Origin of the sequence: Neobacillus citreus (assembly GCF_018343545.2) — a bacterium.
Taxonomy (GTDB): domain Bacteria; phylum Bacillota; class Bacilli; order Bacillales; family Cytobacillaceae; genus Neobacillus; species Neobacillus citreus.
Map to the genome: position 1 here is coordinate 25,196 of NZ_JAGYPE020000016.1, position 19,435 is coordinate 44,630.

Annotated in this window: 17 protein-coding genes; 10 read left to right on the plus strand and 7 right to left on the minus strand. The window is 41.1% G+C overall.

From position 1 onward, the window contains the following. Positions 1 to 85 precede the first annotated feature (85 nt). Together yedE and KHB02_RS11120 are read left to right on the plus strand one after the other, a co-directional pair. Positions 86 to 1,315 carry a selenium metabolism membrane protein YedE/FdhT gene (yedE, locus tag KHB02_RS11115; protein WP_213147582.1) on the plus strand — a complete coding sequence of 410 codons (1,230 nt, stop codon included), beginning with the start codon at positions 86 to 88 and terminating at the stop codon, positions 1,313 to 1,315. Positions 1,316 to 1,384: 69 nt separating this feature from the next. After that, on the plus strand, positions 1,385 to 1,561 hold the full coding sequence (locus tag KHB02_RS11120; RefSeq protein ID WP_284037878.1) for a sulfurtransferase TusA family protein: 177 nt from the start codon (positions 1,385 to 1,387) through the stop codon (positions 1,559 to 1,561). A gap of 52 nt (positions 1,562 to 1,613) precedes the next feature. Here the strand turns inward: KHB02_RS11120 and KHB02_RS11125 are convergent, their stop codons facing one another. Continuing rightward, positions 1,614 to 2,090 carry a peptidoglycan recognition protein family protein gene (locus KHB02_RS11125; RefSeq protein WP_213147583.1) on the minus strand — a complete coding sequence of 159 codons (477 nt, stop codon included), beginning with the start codon at positions 2,088 to 2,090 and terminating at the stop codon, positions 1,614 to 1,616. Positions 2,091 to 2,100: 10 nt separating this feature from the next. Then, the gene (locus tag KHB02_RS11130; RefSeq protein WP_213147584.1) at positions 2,101 to 4,509 is read right to left on the minus strand and encodes a tetratricopeptide repeat protein; all 2,409 of its coding nucleotides are present in this window, start codon (positions 4,507 to 4,509) and stop codon (positions 2,101 to 2,103) included. A 150-nt stretch (positions 4,510 to 4,659) separates the two neighbouring features. On the opposite strand from KHB02_RS11130, the gene KHB02_RS11135 reads away from it, so the two are divergent. Beyond that, the gene (locus tag KHB02_RS11135; RefSeq protein WP_213147585.1) at positions 4,660 to 5,076 is read left to right on the plus strand and encodes a DUF1284 domain-containing protein; all 417 of its coding nucleotides are present in this window, start codon (positions 4,660 to 4,662) and stop codon (positions 5,074 to 5,076) included. A gap of 51 nt (positions 5,077 to 5,127) precedes the next feature. Here KHB02_RS11135 and KHB02_RS11140 read toward each other — a convergent pair whose 3' ends face one another. Further along, a complete protein-coding gene (locus tag KHB02_RS11140) occupies positions 5,128 to 5,565 on the minus strand; it encodes a protein-tyrosine phosphatase family protein (RefSeq protein WP_213147586.1) in 438 nt (145 codons plus the stop codon). 246 nt (positions 5,566 to 5,811) lie between these two features. On the opposite strand from KHB02_RS11140, the gene KHB02_RS11145 reads away from it, so the two are divergent. Then, on the plus strand, positions 5,812 to 7,251 hold the full coding sequence (locus KHB02_RS11145; protein ID WP_213147587.1) for a L,D-transpeptidase family protein: 1,440 nt from the start codon (positions 5,812 to 5,814) through the stop codon (positions 7,249 to 7,251). 68 nt (positions 7,252 to 7,319) lie between these two features. On the opposite strand, the gene KHB02_RS11150 is transcribed toward KHB02_RS11145, so the two are convergent. After that, a complete protein-coding gene (locus KHB02_RS11150) occupies positions 7,320 to 7,994 on the minus strand; it encodes a uracil-DNA glycosylase (protein WP_213147588.1) in 675 nt (224 codons plus the stop codon). Between the two features lie 175 nt (positions 7,995 to 8,169). On the opposite strand from KHB02_RS11150, the gene KHB02_RS11155 reads away from it, so the two are divergent. Continuing rightward, positions 8,170 to 8,490: a YbjQ family protein gene (locus KHB02_RS11155; protein ID WP_213147589.1), complete on the plus strand. Its 321-nt coding sequence runs from the start codon at positions 8,170 to 8,172 to the stop codon at positions 8,488 to 8,490. Positions 8,491 to 8,493: 3 nt separating this feature from the next. Beyond that, on the plus strand, positions 8,494 to 8,718 hold the full coding sequence (locus KHB02_RS11160; protein WP_213120753.1) for a hypothetical protein: 225 nt from the start codon (positions 8,494 to 8,496) through the stop codon (positions 8,716 to 8,718). A gap of 57 nt (positions 8,719 to 8,775) precedes the next feature. Here the strand turns inward: KHB02_RS11160 and KHB02_RS11165 are convergent, their stop codons facing one another. From KHB02_RS11165 to KHB02_RS11175, 3 genes are all read right to left on the minus strand, one after another. Next, the gene (locus KHB02_RS11165) at positions 8,776 to 9,960 is read right to left on the minus strand and encodes an amidohydrolase (protein ID WP_213147590.1); all 1,185 of its coding nucleotides are present in this window, start codon (positions 9,958 to 9,960) and stop codon (positions 8,776 to 8,778) included. Positions 9,961 to 10,005: 45 nt separating this feature from the next. After that, the gene (locus tag KHB02_RS11170; RefSeq protein ID WP_213147591.1) at positions 10,006 to 11,421 is read right to left on the minus strand and encodes an MFS transporter; all 1,416 of its coding nucleotides are present in this window, start codon (positions 11,419 to 11,421) and stop codon (positions 10,006 to 10,008) included. Between the two features lie 214 nt (positions 11,422 to 11,635). Continuing rightward, positions 11,636 to 13,978: a helix-turn-helix domain-containing protein gene (locus KHB02_RS11175; RefSeq protein WP_241113815.1), complete on the minus strand. Its 2,343-nt coding sequence runs from the start codon at positions 13,976 to 13,978 to the stop codon at positions 11,636 to 11,638. A 347-nt stretch (positions 13,979 to 14,325) separates the two neighbouring features. Between KHB02_RS11175 and ahpC the strand changes: the two genes are divergently transcribed. The 4 genes from ahpC (at position 14,326) to nspC (ending at position 19,425) form a co-directional block, all read left to right on the plus strand. Next, entirely contained in the window at positions 14,326 to 14,889 is a 564-nt protein-coding gene (ahpC, locus tag KHB02_RS11180) for an alkyl hydroperoxide reductase subunit C (RefSeq protein ID WP_213147593.1), read from the plus strand. A 12-nt stretch (positions 14,890 to 14,901) separates the two neighbouring features. Then, a complete protein-coding gene (ahpF, locus tag KHB02_RS11185) occupies positions 14,902 to 16,431 on the plus strand; it encodes an alkyl hydroperoxide reductase subunit F (RefSeq protein ID WP_213147594.1) in 1,530 nt (509 codons plus the stop codon). A gap of 623 nt (positions 16,432 to 17,054) precedes the next feature. Further along, a complete protein-coding gene (locus KHB02_RS11190) occupies positions 17,055 to 18,296 on the plus strand; it encodes a saccharopine dehydrogenase family protein (RefSeq protein WP_213147595.1) in 1,242 nt (413 codons plus the stop codon). 1 nt (position 18,297) lies between these two features. After that, on the plus strand, positions 18,298 to 19,425 hold the full coding sequence (nspC, locus tag KHB02_RS11195; RefSeq protein ID WP_213147596.1) for a carboxynorspermidine decarboxylase: 1,128 nt from the start codon (positions 18,298 to 18,300) through the stop codon (positions 19,423 to 19,425). Positions 19,426 to 19,435: the final 10 nt, after the last annotated feature.

Consider the following 19,435-nt stretch of genomic DNA (forward strand, 5'->3'; position numbering starts at 1 on the left):
CCTTTAAAAATGCCTGGAAAATTCCTCGGCATTTTTGTTTTGTGTAAGTATTTTTAAAAAATAATGATAGGGGTGTTGCAGCTTTATGAAGCTTTATGGCAAAATCTTCAAAGAATATTGGAATCCCTATGTAGCTATTAGTATTGCAGGATTAGTAAGTGCATTGTACTTTGGCATTACCGGTACTGTTTGGGCCGTGACTGGGGAATTCACAAGATTGGGCGGACATATTTTAGGATGGTTCGGTGTCGATGTTTCGGATTGGGCCTATTTTCAACTGGTCGGCCTTCAAGGGACTCCCGTCAGCCGGACAGATGGCTGGATTGTCATCGGAATGCTGGCTGGCGCACTCATTACAATTCTCCTAAGCAACAGTTTCAAAATCCGTGTTCCGAAACAAAAAAGGCGGTTGGTACAAGGATTTATTGGCGGAATTATAGCAGGGTTTGGCGCCCGTCTCGCTCTTGGCTGTAACTTGGCCGCCTTTTTCACAGGCGTCCCTCAGTTTTCGTTCCATTCGTGGATTTTTATGGCCGCCACTGCAATCGGGACCTTTTTTGGCGTTAAGGTTGTGAACACAAAATGGTGGCGAGGCAAGCCAACACTAATGAAAGGAACGATGAACCCAGTTGTTACCGAGCATGTCCAAAAAAGAAACATTCAGCCTATCTTGGGTGTAGTCTTTGCCTGTCTTTATATCGGTGTCATCCTTTACTTTTTCGCAGCAGGTAAAACTCTTTTGGCGGTTGCATGTATAGCTGGGGCCTTGTTTGGCATTCTCATTGAACGCGGACAAATTTGTTTCACTTCCGCTTTCCGCGATTTATGGATCAGCGGCCGTGCCGTTATGTCAAAAGCCATTGCCGTCGGGATGATGATTAGTGTCGTGATAACATTCATCTATATTCAAAACGGCTCTGTTGCTCTCATCAAAATTGCTGCTCCTAGTACTGTAATTGGCGGGCTGTTATTTGGATTTGGTATTGTTCTTGCCGGAGGCTGTGAAACCGGCATGATGTACCGGGCAATGGAAGGTCAATTGTTATTCTGGGTTGTTGGTGCAGGAAATATCGTCGGAGCTACATTCTTGGCATACGGCTGGGACCACCTTGGGATTTTTCATGCCCTTGGGGAAAATTGGCCGAAGGTAAACTTAATTGAACAATGGGGACCTACAGGAGCACTGGTTGGTACAATGGCTATGCTGCTTGTTTGGTTTTTACTTTCAAACTGGTGGGAAAAGCGGTTCCGTTACGGGACTGGAATCAAACACGAAAAGAAAGAACGGATTTCTCACGTTACAAAGGAGGCATAATTCATGTCACAGGTGATGGATGTTAACTACACTTTAGACATTCGCGGCGAGCCATGACCATACCCTGTCATTTATGCGCTGGATGCGCTAAAGTCTATGAAAATCGGGGAAGTATTACAGGTCATCGCGGACTGCCCGCAATCATTCCGCAGTGTGCCGGAGGAAGCCGTCAAACACGGCTATAAACTTCTAGCCGAACCGAAAAAGGTTGGGCAGGATATTTATTTTTATATTAAAGTGGTGTGAAACAAAGGGACGGTTCTTCTGCTTCGTGAAGCAGAAGAACCGTCCCTTTGCATCATTTTTGACTGATGAAATCACGGAATTGATCCATATCGAAGTTTTTCCCGGGGCAGGTCTTGGTTGTCCCAGGTAACTCACGGTGTCCTAAAACATCGGATACAGGGATATTGAACTCGTTCATTAAATAATGACAAAGTTTTTTCGCTGACGATAATTGCTCTTTTGTCGGATTGTCGACATCAAAATCTCCAGTAAGACAAATACCGAGGGATACTTCATTATAATGATAAGCGTGGGCGCCTACATGGTAGCCTCTCCCCTTCAGAATCTCTCCGTTTGCTTCTATAAAAAAGTTATAGCCAATTCCACTCCATTTCCGTACTGCTTGGTGAAAGTGGTGGGTCTTATAAATATCCCAGCCCTGTTCCTGGGCATGGTGAATAATAATGTATTTTATCCGATCAGGAATTTTTTTAAACGGTTCGGTAAATTGTAAATGAACATCCCTGACAAAGTTAGGTTCTTTTAACATGAAATCTCTCCTAAAAATCAAGATACACCCCATCTGGGATAATGTCTTGATGATCGATTTGTTCACGGACCTTTACTGATTGAAGATAACGAAAGTGAGCGTCTCCATAGATTTCTTTCTTTATTTCCAGACATTTTTCCATATATCCGGTTACAGCTGCTTGCTTACTTAATAAAAAGGATAACACAGCAAGATTGTGATAGACCTTTGCTGCCTCCGCGGAGGAGTCCCCCAAATTTCCAACCACGATTTGCAAAGCCTTTAGATAAAGATTTAGCGATTTCCGATACTTTCCTTGCCGTATGTATACGTTCCCTAAATGATTTAGAGCCTGGCTAAAGTTAATATGGGTCATACCAAAGACTTTTTTACCAAACTTAATCACTGCAAGTCCCATCTTTGCCGCATCCTCGTATTCCTTTTTATGGTGATAAAAATAGACAAGACTGATATATGCCGCGGCAATCTTTCTCTCATCAAAATTCTCCGGTCTTTTTCGGATTTCGATTGATTTTAAATAGAGTGGCTCCGCTTCCTCCAGCCTGCCCATATCTTGATAAAGTGTCGCAAGATTGTTGGCAGATAAGGCAACGCCAAGGTGATTTGCTCCCAAGACCTGCTCCCTAATCCTTAATGACTCTAAATATAAAGGTTCCGCTTCCTCATATTTCCCCTGATTATGAAAGATGGTAGCCAAGCCATAATAGGTTTTTGCTGTAAAGCTATTATTGGGCCCGTATACCTTCTCAGCAAGATCCACTGCTTTTCTAAACTGCTTTTCCGCTTCTTGATATTTTGTTTGTTTAAAATAAATAAAAGCCAAGTCATATACAATGATTGCCAATAACTGACCTGCCTTGTCTGTTGGCATCGGGTCAAGATAGTTGATTAGCTGCTGATGCAGAGGAATGGAAACCTCCCACTTACCGTAATTAAAAAATCTGGAGTCCTCCGCTCTGAACCATTCAACAAACTCCTCTAACGGCATCAAATTCTTCACCGCCAAACTAAACCCATGGAAAAATGATTCATCCAGCCAAAAAGAGGGCTTTTCTACCGTTGATTTGAACTCATATTGTCTTAGCTGTGATGAAAAGTATTGGAATAAAAACTGGTTTCCTTCCATAAATTTATGATTTCCAATATGGTCGCGCAAGCTTTCACGCATCAAAGAATGCATTTCCCATCTTCCATCAGCACCCATTTTTATAAAAGAAAAATGAATAAGGTCATCAAAATCATCCGCATAAAAGCCAATATCAAATTGTTTCACAAGCAGTGTAAATAACTGGCGATCCCAGGAACGGGTGAGAGCCAACAACTCTAACGCTCTTCGTTCACCCTTTGTCAGGTATTTCATGAACCGAGTGAACAGCTTTTCTACATTTTTCTCAAATTGGAAATCTTCCTTAACGGGGGCCCGTTCTTTTGAAATTCTTTTAAATAAATCGACGGAAAGTTCAATCGAATAAGGCAGTCCTTTAGAGTAGCCCAATATTGTAGAGATGATTTCTTCTTGATGAATGCCGTGACGGCGTAAAATCTCCGCTCCAACTTCTTCTCCTAATGAGGTGAGCTGCTTCTGAACGATGACATCATTCCAATCTTTATCTGTCTCTGCCCATCGTAACCGTTCACGTCCAAAGATCACCCATGTTACGCCCGGAGTGACTTGAATCCACTCGCGAATCCATTCATCTACGTAAAACTCGTCCCCTTTTAGGCGCTGGTCTTCCCATAGAGCTTCATATGTATCTATAAAAATATAAACTTTAGCGGAATTTTTTTGGATATATTCCATCAAATCCTCACTGAAAATTTGCGGCAGCAATAAGAGGAGTTCCGATGCTTCTTTATCAGACAACAAAGATAAATAGCTCATTTTCCTTTCATTTAAATACCTTGTTAATAATTTATGGCCTTTATGATATAAGTTATATATCTTAGGAACAAGACTAATGCCCGGAATTTCCTTTACGGTATTGATGACATCTAAAAGGAAGTCACTTTCATCTAATAGCGGGGCGGATGAGTCATTTAACGCGAGATTTGGGTATGCTTTATTCATGTACAAGGAATAGGCAATGTCAAAGAAGGCGAAATTTATTTTGTACTTTTTCCCTAAAGATTTTCTTAAATGAATAAGAGCATTATCAATTTTTTGATGCTCCTTTGTTTCAAAATTTAGAACGCCAACCGTATCCAAGTTCTGTTGGATTCTTTTGACCATTTCCTTCCTGAGGGCTGTTTTCCCAATGCCTCCCACCCCATAAAAGGAGCAAACCTTATATGTTTCCAAGGAAAGCGGAGCCTGGTTATCCTCCCTAAAAAAGTCCAGTAAGATTTCTTCACGACCAACGAAAATATCACTAGACTGCTGACTTAACTTCTCCTCTAAACTCGGTCTCTTAAATGCCATACAACCACCCTATATATTAAAAAGTATATGTTATTTATTATAACAGGATATGATGCATGGGGACGGTTCTCGTGCATCATTTAACGTGTTATAATATGTTAACTAGATTACACTTTAGGTTTACCTTTAACATTAAATGGGGGGAGAATTATGTACAGGCTGCGAGGTCATCATCTTTTTTGCCTTCTTGGCTATCGGGGAATGGGCTATTCCGAAGAATACGTGAAAAATATGACACGTTTACATCAAAACTTGAGAAAAAACCCCACAACTTTAATTCATCTTGTAAATGGACCTGATCAGTTGTGCGAAAAATACCCTAACTCTGGGCAATACCACTGCGAAGACAAGCATATTTATGAAAGAGATGCCGCTATTTTAGAGAAAATGGGGCTTAAAATCGGGCAAATTCTGAGTTGGGAAGAGATCGAATCGCACATTCGAAAGTTTGTCGTCCCCGCCGATATTCAAACCATCTGCGAAACATGCTCCTGGCGTTCCTACGGCGTTTGCGAGGAAGGGATTCAAGAAATTCATGACGGGAAGAGCTTAAGGGAAGTTACATGAAACATGGGGACGGTTCTTCTGCCTCAGAGGCAGAAGAACCGTCCCCATGCATCATTTTATGCCCAGAAATTTTTCGTATTTTGATAATACTTCCATATAAATGGGCGGCGGTGCGACATCTGGTTTCTTTCTCCTGACCTTCCGCAGTGCCTGTTCACGATCTAAACGATATCGGTACATATAAAAAGCAGTTAGAATAAAACCAGTTCTGTGTATGCCAAACCTGCAATGGATTAGAACTCGATGTCCCCGGTCCATCAACTTGTTTATTTGCTTCATCAAATTATCTAACCATTCCACACTTGGTTTAACCCAAAGAAAGATGGGAGACCAAACCATAACTCTCCTTGAAAAATCAAATTCAGGCTGGTCAGGGGTTATGCGGAGGTTTACGATTGCCGATATTTTTCTTCTAACAAAGTCCCAGTCATCGGAAGAAATACTCCCTCCTGCGTACAATCTTCCTGGGATCATTTCAATATGGTTCAATTTGGTTACTCCTCCGTACTTGATTAATTTACATTATGAAAAAAGAAGGTTAAAGTTCCTCATCATTCCTATCCCAGAATTTTTTACGAGCAAACAAAAAACGACAATGTTTGACGATAACATTTAGTAGAATAGTAGTTACAATTTAATCATATTGTTAAAAAATAGTAAAAATTGAAACATAACCAATATATTTAACGTCTATAGGATTGATAGCTGAAATTACCTAGGGTGGGGGGATTCTTTTTGGAAAGTACGGTAAATATTAATGAAATCAATCAACAACGTGCAAATCCAACAAAACGGTTTGCAAACTGGAAGTTTATCACAGGAAGTATCATCGTTGGTCTTGCAGTCATTGCGGCAGGCAGCTATTATCAGGCAACCCACTTTAATTCAAATATCAAGATTAATAGTGTAAAAGTCAATGGACTGAGTGCTGAGCAAGCACTTAACAAGTTAAAAACAACCGAGTTAAAAAACGTGGTCTATATCGGCAATCAGCAAATTATAGATGGTGAAGATACGAAGATGGCATTTACGGACAAAGATTTGGCCGATGTCAAAAAATTATTAAAAAGCCAGTGGACGTTTTTACCGTCTTCAAAAGCAAAAGATTATTCATTAATGCCTGGAAATCAGGACCAATATCGAAATCAGACGTTGAAAAAACAGTTGGAAGAAAAGCTGCTATCCATGAATCAAAGTTTAAAGGTGCCTCAAGATGCTGTTGTTCGTTTGGAACAGGGTAAAATTGTTGTTTCTAACAGCATTGACGGTGAACAGTACGATGTCGCCAGTCTTCTCAAGGACTACGAAAAGCATGAATATGTTGGTGAAATCCACCTTAATCCTGTATACATACAGCCCATTAAAGAAGACAGCGAGTTTGTGAAAAGTCAACAGAAAAAGCTAGAAGAATTCCTTGCGCAGACCGTTGAATATAAGGTTCAGGATAAAGTTTTTTCGTTAAACGCCGGCGAATTAATTAAAAATGCGTCCATTTCAAAAGATTTGCACATTAAGATTGATGATGCAGGTGATATAAAGAATAAGATCGCTGAAATTAATAATTCACAATCCACATTAAATAAAGATTTCTCATTCAAGACTCATTCAGGTTCGGTGATATCGGTAAAAGGCAAAGGCTATGGCTGGGCCATAAACGTTGATAAAGAAATACCGCGGATTCAGGCAGCTTTTGAAAATGGGGAGAAATCCGTTGCTGCCTCCAATATTTACGGTAAGGGCTGGAAAGGTGAAGGCTACGGATATGATACGATTACGAACAATGGCATTGGCGATACGTATGCTGAAGTCTCCATTGCCGAGCAGCGAATTTGGATATACAAAAATGGACAATTAGTCGTCACGACGAATGTCGTAACAGGCACACAGAGCACCGGTCATGGTACAACACCAGGAGTGCACTATATCCTCTATAAGCAAACACCTGCCATCCTAACGGGCAGAGAAAACGGAAAAATCACTTATCAGACTCCTGTTCAGTATTGGGCGCCTTTTACGAATGACGGACAGGGATTCCACGATGCCAGCTGGCGATCAAATTGGGGAAGTAAAGCCTATCTTGCGGCAGGATCACACGGCTGTGTCAACACACCGCCAAGCGTGATGAAAACAGTATACAATAACCTAAGTGCCTATGAGCCGGTTATCGTTTATTAAAGATGAGACAAGGGGACGGTTCTTCTGCTTGATTTTTTAAAGCAGAAGAACCGTCCCTTTGCATCATTCTATAGATTATGTATCTGCCAATCAATCTCCTCCATTCCCAGTTCACGTAAAATTGCATTCGCACGGGAAAAGGGCCTGCTGCCAAAAAAGCCCCTGTTGGCGGAAAATGGGCTTGGGTGCGGCGACTTTATAATGAAATGCCGTGATGAGGTTATCAGCTGTTGTTTTTGTTGGGCAAAATTCCCCCAAAGGATAAACACTACCGGTGTCTCCCTATGATTTAATGTTTCTATAACTTTGTCCGTGAACATCTCCCAGCCAAGGCCTTTATGCGAGTTTGGGGTTCCCGCTTGGACGGTTAAGACCGCATTTAGCATTAATACGCCCTGTTTAGCCCACTTCTCTAAGAATCCATTATTGGGAATATAGCATCCCAAATCAGACTGCAGTTCCTTATAAATATTTTGCAAAGACGGCGGAACTCCTACCCCCGGTTTAACTGAAAAACTTAAACCATGGGCCTGACCGGGACCATGATATGGGTCTTGGCCTATAATCACTACTTTCGTATCATGATAAGGGGTAAAATGCAGCGCATTATAAATATCATATTTATCGGGATAAATCTCTCTTGTTTGATACTCTGCGGCCAATACTTTCCGCAAACGTTGATAATATGGTTTCTCAAACTCCCCTTCTAGCAAATGCTCCCAGTCGTTTTTTAAAATAGACATGTTCGTTACTCACTCTTTCTAAAGTTGTTAAACACCTTTAATTATAGGAGTGATTATTTGGGGTTTCAATGAAAAGAAGAACCCGCCTCTTGCACACTAAAAAGTAATGGTATTTATATCCAACGGCAAGTAAAATAGACATGAAGGTATTATTTTTGTTAAGGGGCGGATCGGTATGATTATCGTAACAACTGAGAATATTGCGAATCATAAAGTGACAGAAGTGTTAGGTCCTGTATTTGGATTAACTGTCAGGGCAAGAGGAATTGGCAAGGATATTATGGCTTCCTTAAAGGGGCTTGTCGGCGGCGAAATCAATCAGTATACAGAAATGCTTGAAGATGCCAGGAAACAAGCGATCGACCGGATGGTGAAAAATGCTGCCGCAATGGGAGCAAACGCGATCGTAATGATGCGCTTTGACTCAGGAGAAATCGGCCAGAATATGAGTGAAATTGTTGCTTACGGAACAGCTGTTGTTGCGGAAAAGGAATAAACGATGAAGTGGATTTTGGGGTTTTACGGCATCCAAATCTTCATTCTGATTATTCTAATCATCCTCTCCTGGCTCATTTGGGACCGTCGCTTCAAGAATAAACATGGACAGCAAGTACCTAAAGGCTTCATCCGAACAAATGAAGTATCCATTGATCCAACCACAAATAAAAAATTAGTCGTTTACTTCAATCCGGAGACCGGAGAACGCTTCTATAAAGAAGATTAAAACACGGGGACGGTTCTTCTGCTTCATTTTTTGAAGCAGAAGAACCGTCCCCATGCATCATATTCCATAATAACCGCAAACAACCTGGCCGACAGCTTTTGCTGCTACTAGGAGGGCGTCTTCGTCAATGTCGAATTTCGGATGGTGGTTGAAGTATGGTTTTTCAACCCCTTTTGGTGTACAGCAAATGTAGAAGAAGCAGGCTGGGAATTTTTTCGCATAGTGCGCAAAGTCTTCTGATGGAGACAATTTCGGAAATTCCCTTACCTCTGTAATATCTTTATCAATTGCGTTCTTGAGAACCTCTGCGACCATCTCCGTGAGTTCCGGATTATTATACAGTGGCGGATAGTCAGGTGTATACGTCAACTCACAAGTAACGTTAAATTCTTCCTCAATCCCCCTTGAAATACGGCGAATTTCTGTTTCGATTAACTCCCGGGTTTCATCTGTCATTGCCCGAACATCGCCTTCAATTTCGACACTATCCTTAATGACATTAAAAGTACCCTTTCCATCAAATGATCCGATAGTGACGACGCCCATATCAAATGGGTTTAAGCGGCGGCTGATAACGGTTTGAACAGCCGTTACAAAATGGGCTCCGGCTACAATCGCATCATTGGCTAAATGAGGCGAAGAACCATGACCGCCTACCCCTTGAACCTTCAATTTAAAATAGGCACGCCCCGGAAAAACAAATCCGCTATTATAGCCAACCACCCCGGAAGGTCCCATTGGCAGTAAGTGAATGCCGAAAATATTGTCCAAATCATCAAGCAGCCCTGATTCGATCATTCCGATCGCGCCGCCTGGCGGTACCTCTTCAGCAGGCTGGTGAATAATTTTAATCGTACCAGGGATCTCATCCTTTAATTGGATTAAACAGTCGGCTAAGATCATGAGATAGGCTGTATGGCCGTCATGAGCGCAGGCATGCATGACACCTGGATTTTTCGATTTAAACGGGACATCTGTTTCTTCAAATATTGGCAGAGCATCAAAATCAGCGCGTAATCCAATCGTCTTCCCTGGCTTTCCGCCAGTAATCGTCACGATTAACCCGTTGCCGCCGCCCACTTTCCGGTCTACCTTGACATCTTTCCCTTTGTAAAACTCTTCAATATATCTGCTTGTGTTTTCTTCTTGAAACGATAGTTCAGGATGTTCATGAAGATATCGGCGAATTTCGATCATTTCTTCTTTACGCTCTTCTAACATTTGCATTAGTTTGCTCTTCATTCCCAGTTCCTCCATTCAATCTTTTTTGCAAAAATTCTCCGCACATTAACTTGCTTGGGGTTCGGTCTTTAGAACACGCCCGCGCTCTTTCTCTTTCCCTGCATTTTGCGGAACCATGATGATAATTGATAACAGCGCCAGCACGCCAAAGATCACATTTACAATCACGCCTGCGGTTGCTGCGACTTCAATGCTGGAAACGGCCGCCATTGTGCTGTAGACCGTTGCGGAAATCGCCACACCGAAGGCGCCGCCAAGCGAACTTGCCATTTTATAAATTCCTGCTGCTTCACCCACTTTATTGGATGGGGCATTGGATACTGAAGTATCGGTAGAAGGTGTTGCATATATTCCAAGTCCTAGGCCAAATAAGGCAAAGCCAATAAACACGGCAATCGTATATGTTAAGTCATTCAGGAAGGTTAATCCCATCATCGCAACGCCAACTGTTGTAATAATCGTTCCCCAAATCATCGGTTTCTTCGCTCCAACTCTTTGAAGAATTTTCTCTCCGACACGAATCATGGCTAACACAGCAACCAAGTAGCCGAGTGACAGCATACCTGATTGGAAGGCTGTGAATCCCCTGCCGACTTGTACATAAGTGTTTGCGACAACAAGTGTGCCTGCGATCGCATTTAATAGGAAGTTTGAATAAGTCGCTCCTGCATATGGCTTATTTTTAAATAAGGAAAAGTCGATTAACACGATAGCTTTGTTTCTTTCCACCTTGAAAAAGACAATCGCTCCAACTATTGCAACTACAGCAAGGATGATGGTAGTTGGGCTTGTCCATCCTAAATCTGCTCCAAAAGCGATAAACACGTTTAAAGCAAGCATGGTAATTATGAAGATGCCTAAACCTGCATAATCGAATTTAAACGCACCGGATGTTTCTCCCTTACTTTCTGGAGTATCCTTAATTAAAAACAAACCTAGAAGAGCAAATATAATGGAAAAGATAAAGATCCATCTCCATCCCATGTAAGTAGCAATCGCGCCCCCGGCGAATGAACAAACCCCTGATCCGCCCCAAGAACCGATGGACCAAAAGCTTAATGCCCGCTGTCTATCTGCTCCCTCATAATACGCTTTTACTAACGCAATGGTTGCCGGCATAATACATGCTGCAGATAAGCCTTGAATGATACGTCCGATAATAAGAAGAACCGCTCCTTGGGCAAACACTAAACAAAGCGAGCCGATAATACTTAAAATCAATCCAATATTGGTAATTTTTTTACGGCCTATTTTATCTGCGAGCCCGCCCGCAGCCACAATAAACATCCCTGAAAATAACGCACTTAAACTAATCGCAATATTCAACGCCTCAAGTGATACCCCTAAATCCGCTTGAACAGATGGGACGACGTTGACCATTGCTTGTGCAAACAGCCAGAATGTAATAACACCAAACACAATCCCGGTAATTAATTTATTTGTCCCTTTATAGGTCATCATAAATTCCTCCTTGATCATTATTATTTGTTTTTTTGTCTTGGTTAAACTGCAAACTCTTAAAAGTAAAACAGGTGATTTAAATCATCTTGTGCCTTTATTATAAAAAAATGACCCCTTGTAAAAGGAGTCATTTTTTGTGCAGATAACGGTATCGTCAAAGGCATTTATTAACTTTAAAAATAGGAACGCAAAATTTTACGGTCGATTTTTTACCTTATAGATTTACTTTCCTTATTTCAAAAAAGTGAACCGCATTTACAGTTAAATAGGAGTAAAATGACCACTCCTCATCAACCATTTCATCAAAAACCTCTAAACTTGGATGGCTTGTCCGAATAATATAGTCAATAATCTCTTGGTCCATACCATATTTACTATTGTTTTCCCGCCAGTTTTTATAAAGGGCCCCATGATCTTTATCAAAAACATATTTGCGTATTTGATATTCACCACTAGGAATTCCACTAATCGTTACCCGTATTTCTCGCATTAATTTTTGCAGAAAAGTTTCTTCAATTGAAAAATAGGGGTTCACAATATTACTGTTCATTAACACAAGCTGATAGCCGCGTTCATTTTCTGTCATGATATAAGATGGACCCTTTGCGACTACTTTACCTTGCAATTTTTTGAAGAATGACATGGCATAATAGACAGGCCGCTTGCCATTAAAATAATGAAACAGCTCCATTCCTTCTAAAGGAATATCTTTTCCTCCCATATTTTGCTCGTGTGTTTCGGTATTAATCCAGAAACCGAGCGTTTTCACGTCATCCGAAACTTTAATGGCATCATTCAAGATTAAAGCTCCCCGGAAAAAGGTTCCGTTCGTATAACGGGTATTTCCCGAAATGGTGTTCCAAGTCAGCAAATGCAGCGGCTTATCAATGGAATGCGCTTTTAAATATTGCTTTAATTTTTCCGTTTTTTCCTTTATAAAATCTTTTGCCAACCCATAATGGTGGTCGATTAATTCTTTAAAATTGATCACTTCATTAGGGCTGACTTTATAGGCGAGAAAATCAATTTCCGCAGCTTGCTGCAAAATCCACTTATACTGGTCATTTGTTGTACCTGCGGTAAATGAAAAAGGTAAAAACGCCCCTACTTGAATCGAAGGAATTTCTGTTTTTATTAACTTTCGCAGTTTCAAATAAAATTTCTCTAATTGTTTACCCGCAAAAGCCTGATCAAATGTTTCTGAAAATAAAAAGCACCATGTGGAGAGATAACTTTCACCGAAAACTTGTAAGCAATGTTTTAAAAAACTCTGAAGCTTATGTAAATAGGCATCCTCAGCCGTTGCTATTTCCGTGTAGTTTACTTGGATAAATAAGGACAATTCATTCGTTTTCATAAACTGAATGACCTCGTCTGAATTGTAATACGGTGATGTCGTTGGGATTAATTCATCTGTTTCTACCGCCGGCGGGATCGTCCTGCCACTCAATAATTTTTGAATTCCAATATACTTGATATTTAAATCTTCTTTCGCTAAAAGAATTTGCGTTCGAACGGATTTCTTTAGTAATTCCCTTAGTTCGCCAATCATTAGAATCTGGTTTGGATGTTTTAATATTTTTCTATTGGCAGAGCCTACCTCGATTTTCAGCTCTTCCAAGCGGGTTTCTGTATTACTAAATGATTTTGCATTTTCACCTTCTGTGATCAGAACGCCTAATTTCATTAATATATCAGGAGAACTAAGCAAGATTTCTGTATCCTTCAGCTGAAAATTCTCAACAAGAGCCACTTTTTCCTGTACGTTCTTTTCACGGAATGTATGAGGTGTTTCCCCATAAACCTTTTTAAACAAACTTGAAAAAGATTTGGTGTTGGGAAAGCCATTTTTCAATGATATATATGTAATCGATTCGTCTGTATACAACAAATCCTTAACGCTATGTTCTAAGCGAATATTCATTAAAAAGCCTATGAAGCCAATCCCTAATTGCTGTTTAAAATATCGGGAGAAATAACTGGGAGACAAATAAAATTTATGAGCCACTTCCTCCAATGTGAGCGGTTCATCAAAATGCTGTTCAAGATACAAAATGATCTCTTTCAGCCTTGAATCCTCGACCTGAATATTTTCAGAAATCCTACCTTCCTTTTTAAACCTGCGGATCAGCATCAGTAGAATCTTACAGACCATTTCGTGCATTTCAAGACGATAACCTTCTTCTTGCCTGCAATAAATAACCATCAACTGCGCAAGGAGTTTCCGCATTTCCGACATCATAGTTTCTTTCCCTCGGTCGATTTGCTGGGAAAATAAATCAAACTGATAATGGCGGTACTCCGAATAATATGTCGAGATAAAAGAATCTGGAACACTTAAGGTTAAAACCGTATTTTTCTTCGATCCTTTGACTTGGTATAGTTGATTTCGATTAATCACAAGGTAATCATATTCTTTAAGATGATAAAACCTGCTATTGGTTTCAATGATTAATTCCCCATCAAGAACAAGAAAAATTTCAATCCCCGAATACAACGTAGATGACAAAAGCTCAATATTTTGCAATCGCAACTGAAAATCTTCACCTGCAGCCACTTGGATCACTCCCTTCATTATTCATTGTATCCAAAAAAGATGCACGGGGACGGTTCTTCTGCCTCAGTGAGGCAGAAGAACCGTCCCCGTGCATCAGTTAATTGAGAAATGTTAATAGCAATTGAAAATTGGAGTTTATTTTCCAGTATATTGATTGGCGCCAATTATTTTAAATAAAAGTTCATTCTCCTTGACAAAATGGCAATATTTATATAATAATATCTCTTGTATTAGAATTATTTTAAAAAACTAATTATAATTAAAAGGAAAATAATTAGTTCCCTGTAGTTTTGGCAATAATGCTATAGTGAACTATTTATTAATACACCCTCAGGAGGAAGATCATTATGTCTTTAATCGGTAAAGAAGTACAACCATTCTTAGCACAAGCTTACCAAAATGGTGAGTTTATCTCAGTTTCTGAAGAAACTTTCAAAGGTAAATGGAGCGTCCTTTGCTTCTATCCAGCAGACTTCACATTCGTATGCCCTACTGAATTAGAAGACCTGCAAAACCAATATGCAACTCTTAAAGATCTTGGCGTTGAAGTATACTCTTGTTCAACAGACACTCACTTCACTCATAAAGCATGGCATGATCATTCACCAGCTATCAGCAAAATCGAATATGTTATGATCGGCGACCCTGCGCAAAAGGTTACTCGTGCATTCGATGTACTAGATGAAGCAGAAGGTCTTGCACAACGCGGAACTTTCATCATCGATCCTGACGGCATTGTCCAAGCTATGGAAATCAACGCTGATGGCATCGGCCGTGACGCTAGCACAATCGTTAACAAAATCAAAGCAGCTCAATACGTTCGCAACAACCCAGGTGAAGTTTGCCCTGCTAAATGGCAAGAAGGAGCTCAAACCCTTAAGCCAAGCCTTGATCTAGTTGGCAAAATTTAAGGAGTCATAACCATGATTTTAGATGCAGATATAAAAGCACAATTAGCCCAATATCTCCAAATGATGGAGGGCGATGTGCTGCTTAAAGTAAGCGCAGAATCTGATGATGTGTCTCGCGACATGTTGGCCCTTGTGGACGAATTAGCTGCCATGTCAACCCGTATTAAGGTAGAGAAAACAGAATTGCAGAGAACGCCAAGCTTTAGTGTGAATCGGATTGGAGAAGACACGGGGGTAACATTTGCCGGAGTCCCTCTTGGACACGAATTTACTTCCCTTGTGTTGGCACTGCTTCAGGTTAGCGGAAGAGCACCGAAGGTTGACCAAAAAGTCATCGACCAAATAAAAAACATCAAAGGTGAATATCACTTTGAAACTTACGTTAGCCTAACTTGCCATAACTGTCCTGATGTTGTACAAGCACTGAACGTGATGAGTGTTCTTAACCCAAGCATCTCTCATACAATGATTGATGGTGCGGCATTTAAAGAAGAAGTTGACAGCAAAGACATCATGGCTGTTCCAACAGTGTTCCTAAATGGTGAAACCTTCGGCAGCGGCCGTATGACCATCGAGGAAATCCTTGCTAAGATGGGAACTGGTCCGGATGCATCTGAGTTTGCTGATAAGGATCCATATGATGTACTTGTTATCGGCGGCGGTCCTGCCGGTGCGAGTGCGGCGATTTACGCTGCACGCAAAGGCATCCGTACTGGTATTGTCGCGGAACGTTTCGGCGGACAGGTGATGGACACGCTCGGTATTGAGAACCTAATCGGTACGAAATACACGGAAGGTCCTAAGCTGGCAGCAAGTCTCGAAGAGCATGTGAAAGAGTACAACGTTGATATCATGAATCTGCAGCGTGCGAAACGCTTGGAAAAAAATGACCTTGTTGAAGTTGAACTCGAAAATGGTGCTGTTCTTAAAAGTAAGACTGTCATCCTTTCAACAGGTGCACGCTGGCGTAATGTCAATGTTCCTGGCGAAGCGGAATTCAAGAACAAAGGTGTAGCCTACTGCCCTCACTGTGATGGTCCATTGTTTGCAGGGAAAGACGTGGCCGTTATCGGCGGCGGAAACTCCGGCGTTGAAGCAGCGATTGACCTGGCTGGTATTGTAAAGCATGTAACCGTTATTGAATTCGCTCCAGAGCTGAAGGCTGATTCCGTCCTGCAAGACCGACTCAATAGTCTTCCAAATGCAACAGTCATCAAGAACGCTCAAACAAAAGAAATTACCGGTACTGACAAAGTAAACGGTATTACCTATGTTGACCGTGCAACTGGCGAAGAACACCATGTTGAACTACAAGGTGTGTTCGTTCAAATTGGTCTTGTTCCAAACACCGAGTGGTTAGATGGTACAGTTGAACGTACTCGCTTCGGTGAAGTCATTGTAGACAAACGCGGGGCTACGACCCTCCCTGGAGTCTTTGCTGCAGGCGACTGTACCGACAGCGCATTTAAACAAATCATCATTTCAATGGGATCAGGGGCAACTGCAGCCTTAGGCGCATTTGATTATCTGATCAGAAATTAACACACGAGGACGGTTCTTTTGCTTCATTTTGAAGCTGAAGAACCGTCCCTTTTCCTTTACGTGATGCATCAGAACCGTCCCCATGCATCACCAATTTATGTTAATTCAAAAAAAGCCAAAAAAGCTATTGACATTTATCTCATATACGGATAATATGAAGAAGCGTTATTTTGGAAAGCTAAAATATATCTAATCTTGAGTCTTTCCAAGCAGATAATTTTGACCACTTCCTTCAGGGAGTTAAGGCCATACGGACAGCCGGGTCAAATGCCGAGTGGCAACTTGGTTGCCTTATTGATTGAGTTAAAAGCTCAAATTTTATAAGTTGGTTACTTTACAACCAGTGCGTATGCACACAACTTGTGAAACGGTCAATAAGAGTGGAAAAAGGCATTATTTGCTATATAGACTCTGATCAATTGATATATTTTGATTATTAGAAGCTTTCTTCATAATGTCCAATTAACCATTATGGTAGAGGTATCCGTGTGAACTTTTTACGGTATACTTATGCTTTTTAATATGACGACTATATCTAAAGCAAGTGTTGTGCAGCGAATATGCGGTTCACACTTGCTTTTTTTGTTGCGCAAAAAAATATTATTAAGTGAGGGGATATGAAAATGGGTAAAGCACTTATTATCGGGGCAGGCGGCGTGGCATCTGTTGCCGTTCACAAATGTGTTCAAAACAGCGAAGTATTCGAAGAGATTTGTATTGCAAGCCGTACAAAATCAAAATGTGACGAGCTTAAAGCTAAATTAGATGGCACAACCAAAACAAAAATTACCACTGCTCAAGTAGATGCAGACAACGTTGATGAGCTAATCGCGTTAATTAATGAAGTAAAGCCAGATATCGTTATGAACCTGGCATTGCCATACCAAGACTTAACCATCATGGATGCTTGTCTTGCAACGAAAACACACTACATGGACACAGCAAACTATGAGCCTGAAGATACTGCTAAATTTGAATACAAATGGCAATGGGAATACAAAGAGCGCTTTGAAAAAGCCGGTATTACTGCCCTGTTAGGAAGCGGCTTTGACCCAGGCGTGACAGGCGTATTCTCTGCTTATGCATTAAAACATTATTTCGATGAAATTGAATATATCGACATCCTTGACTGTAACGGCGGCGACCATGGCTATCCGTTCGCAACAAACTTTAACCCAGAAATCAACATCCGTGAAGTTTCCGCAAATGGACGTTATTGGGAAAATGGCGAATGGGTTGAAACAGATCCAATGGAAATCAAACGCGTTTACAACTTCAAGGAAGTTGGCGAAAAGGATATGTATCTTCTTTACCACGAAGAGCTTGAATCCCTTGCAAAAAACATGCCAGGACTTAAGCGGATCCGTTTCTTCATGACATTTGGCCAAAGCTACATTATGCACCTAAAAGCTCTTGAGAACGTAGGAATGACTTCTATCGAACCAATCGAATTCGAAGGAAAGCAAATCATTCCGCTTCAATTCTTGAAAGCTGTATTACCTGACCCAGCTTCCCTTGGACCTCGTACAGTCGGTAAAACAAACATTGGCTGTATCTTCAAAGGGAAAAAGGACGGCAAAGATAAAACTTATTACGTATACAATATTTGTGACCATCAAGAATGCTATAAAGAAGTCGGCTCTCAAGCCATCTCTTATACCACTGGTGTTCCTGCGATGATCGGTGCCGCCATGATCTTAACTGGCAAATGGAACAAAGCGGGCGTATACAATATCGAAGAATTCAATCCAGATCCATTCATGGAAGAGTTAAACAAATGGGGACTTCCATGGGTAGAGGATTTCAATCCAGTTCTTGTTGATGAACTGCCAGAAGACGCAAAAAAGCCGGAGCTAGTTCGCTAAAATGCGGTTTGAAGAACTACCAACACCATGTTATGTAGTCGATGAAGAGCTTGTTGAAAAGAATCTTAAAATCCTTAACGGCGTTATGCAGCGTACCGGAGCGAAGATTGTTTTAGCGCAAAAAGCTTTTTCTATGACAACAATGTATCCCCTCATTGGACAATATTTAAGTGGTACTACAGCAAGCGGTTTGTTTGAAGCACGGTTAGGCTACGAAGAAATGGGCAAAGAGAATCACGTCTTTGCCCCTGCATACCGTGAAGATGAAATCGATGAAATCATTTCGATTTGTGATCACATTATCTTTAACTCTTTCTCACAGTTAGAAAAATTTAAGGATAAAGCATTAAAAGCCGGCAGAAAAGTGGGCTTGCGCATCAATCCAGAATGCTCCACTCAAATTGGACATGCGATTTACGATCCATGTTCACCTGGTTCCCGTTTCGGCGTGACTAGAGAACTTTTCCACCCAGAATTGCTTGAAGGTGTGTCCGGACTTCATTTCCACACCCTTTGTCAGCAAAACTCTGACGACCTAGAAACAACTCTTAATGCAGTGGAAGAAAAATTCGGAGAATGGCTTCCACAAATGGAATGGATCAACTTTGGCGGCGGCCACCATATTACAAGAGAAGATTACGATATTCCTAGACTAGAAGCTTGTATTAAGAGAATGCAAGAAAAATACGGCTTGGAAGTATATCTAGAGCCGGGAGAAGCGATTGCACTTAACGCTGGCTATCTGATTACATCTGTCCTTGATTTACACCAAAATAAAATGGATATCGCTATTCTTGATACGTCTGCAACCTGCCATATGCCTGACGTATTAGAAATGCCTTACCGCCCTCCTCTCTTTGGTTCAGGCGAAGCAGGCGAGAAGCCGTATACATATCGTCTTGGCGGGCAAACCTGCCTGACAGGCGATGTGATCGGCGATTATTCTTTTGACCAACCATTAAAGAGCGGCGACCGCTTGGTGTTCGGCGATATGGCCATCTATACCATGGTTAAAAACACTACCTTCAACGGCATGGCACTTCCAGCCATTGCAGTAAAAGGCAAAGACGGCGATTGCAAAATCGTCCGCGAATTCGGCTATCAAGATTTTAAAATGCGACTAGCTTAAAAAATATAGA

What these genes read in the sequence shown, in the direction of transcription:
- KHB02_RS11190 (WP_213147595.1), top strand. Translation starts at nt 17,055, where the DNA reads ATGGGTAAAGCACTTATTATCGGGGCAGGCGGCGTGGCATCTGTTGCC.
- KHB02_RS11150 (WP_213147588.1), bottom strand. Translation starts at nt 7,994, where the DNA reads ATGTCTATTTTAAAAAACGACTGGGAGCATTTGCTAGAAGGGGAGTTT.
- KHB02_RS11160 (WP_213120753.1), top strand. Translation starts at nt 8,494, where the DNA reads ATGAAGTGGATTTTGGGGTTTTACGGCATCCAAATCTTCATTCTGATT.
- KHB02_RS11155 (WP_213147589.1), top strand. Translation starts at nt 8,170, where the DNA reads ATGATTATCGTAACAACTGAGAATATTGCGAATCATAAAGTGACAGAA.
- nspC (WP_213147596.1), top strand. Translation starts at nt 18,298, where the DNA reads ATGCGGTTTGAAGAACTACCAACACCATGTTATGTAGTCGATGAAGAG.
- ahpF (WP_213147594.1), top strand. Translation starts at nt 14,902, where the DNA reads ATGATTTTAGATGCAGATATAAAAGCACAATTAGCCCAATATCTCCAA.
- KHB02_RS11125 (WP_213147583.1), bottom strand. Translation starts at nt 2,090, where the DNA reads ATGTTAAAAGAACCTAACTTTGTCAGGGATGTTCATTTACAATTTACC.
- KHB02_RS11170 (WP_213147591.1), bottom strand. Translation starts at nt 11,421, where the DNA reads ATGATGACCTATAAAGGGACAAATAAATTAATTACCGGGATTGTGTTT.
- yedE (WP_213147582.1), top strand. Translation starts at nt 86, where the DNA reads ATGAAGCTTTATGGCAAAATCTTCAAAGAATATTGGAATCCCTATGTA.
- KHB02_RS11135 (WP_213147585.1), top strand. Translation starts at nt 4,660, where the DNA reads ATGTACAGGCTGCGAGGTCATCATCTTTTTTGCCTTCTTGGCTATCGG.
- KHB02_RS11130 (WP_213147584.1), bottom strand. Translation starts at nt 4,509, where the DNA reads ATGGCATTTAAGAGACCGAGTTTAGAGGAGAAGTTAAGTCAGCAGTCT.
- ahpC (WP_213147593.1), top strand. Translation starts at nt 14,326, where the DNA reads ATGTCTTTAATCGGTAAAGAAGTACAACCATTCTTAGCACAAGCTTAC.
- KHB02_RS11165 (WP_213147590.1), bottom strand. Translation starts at nt 9,960, where the DNA reads ATGAAGAGCAAACTAATGCAAATGTTAGAAGAGCGTAAAGAAGAAATG.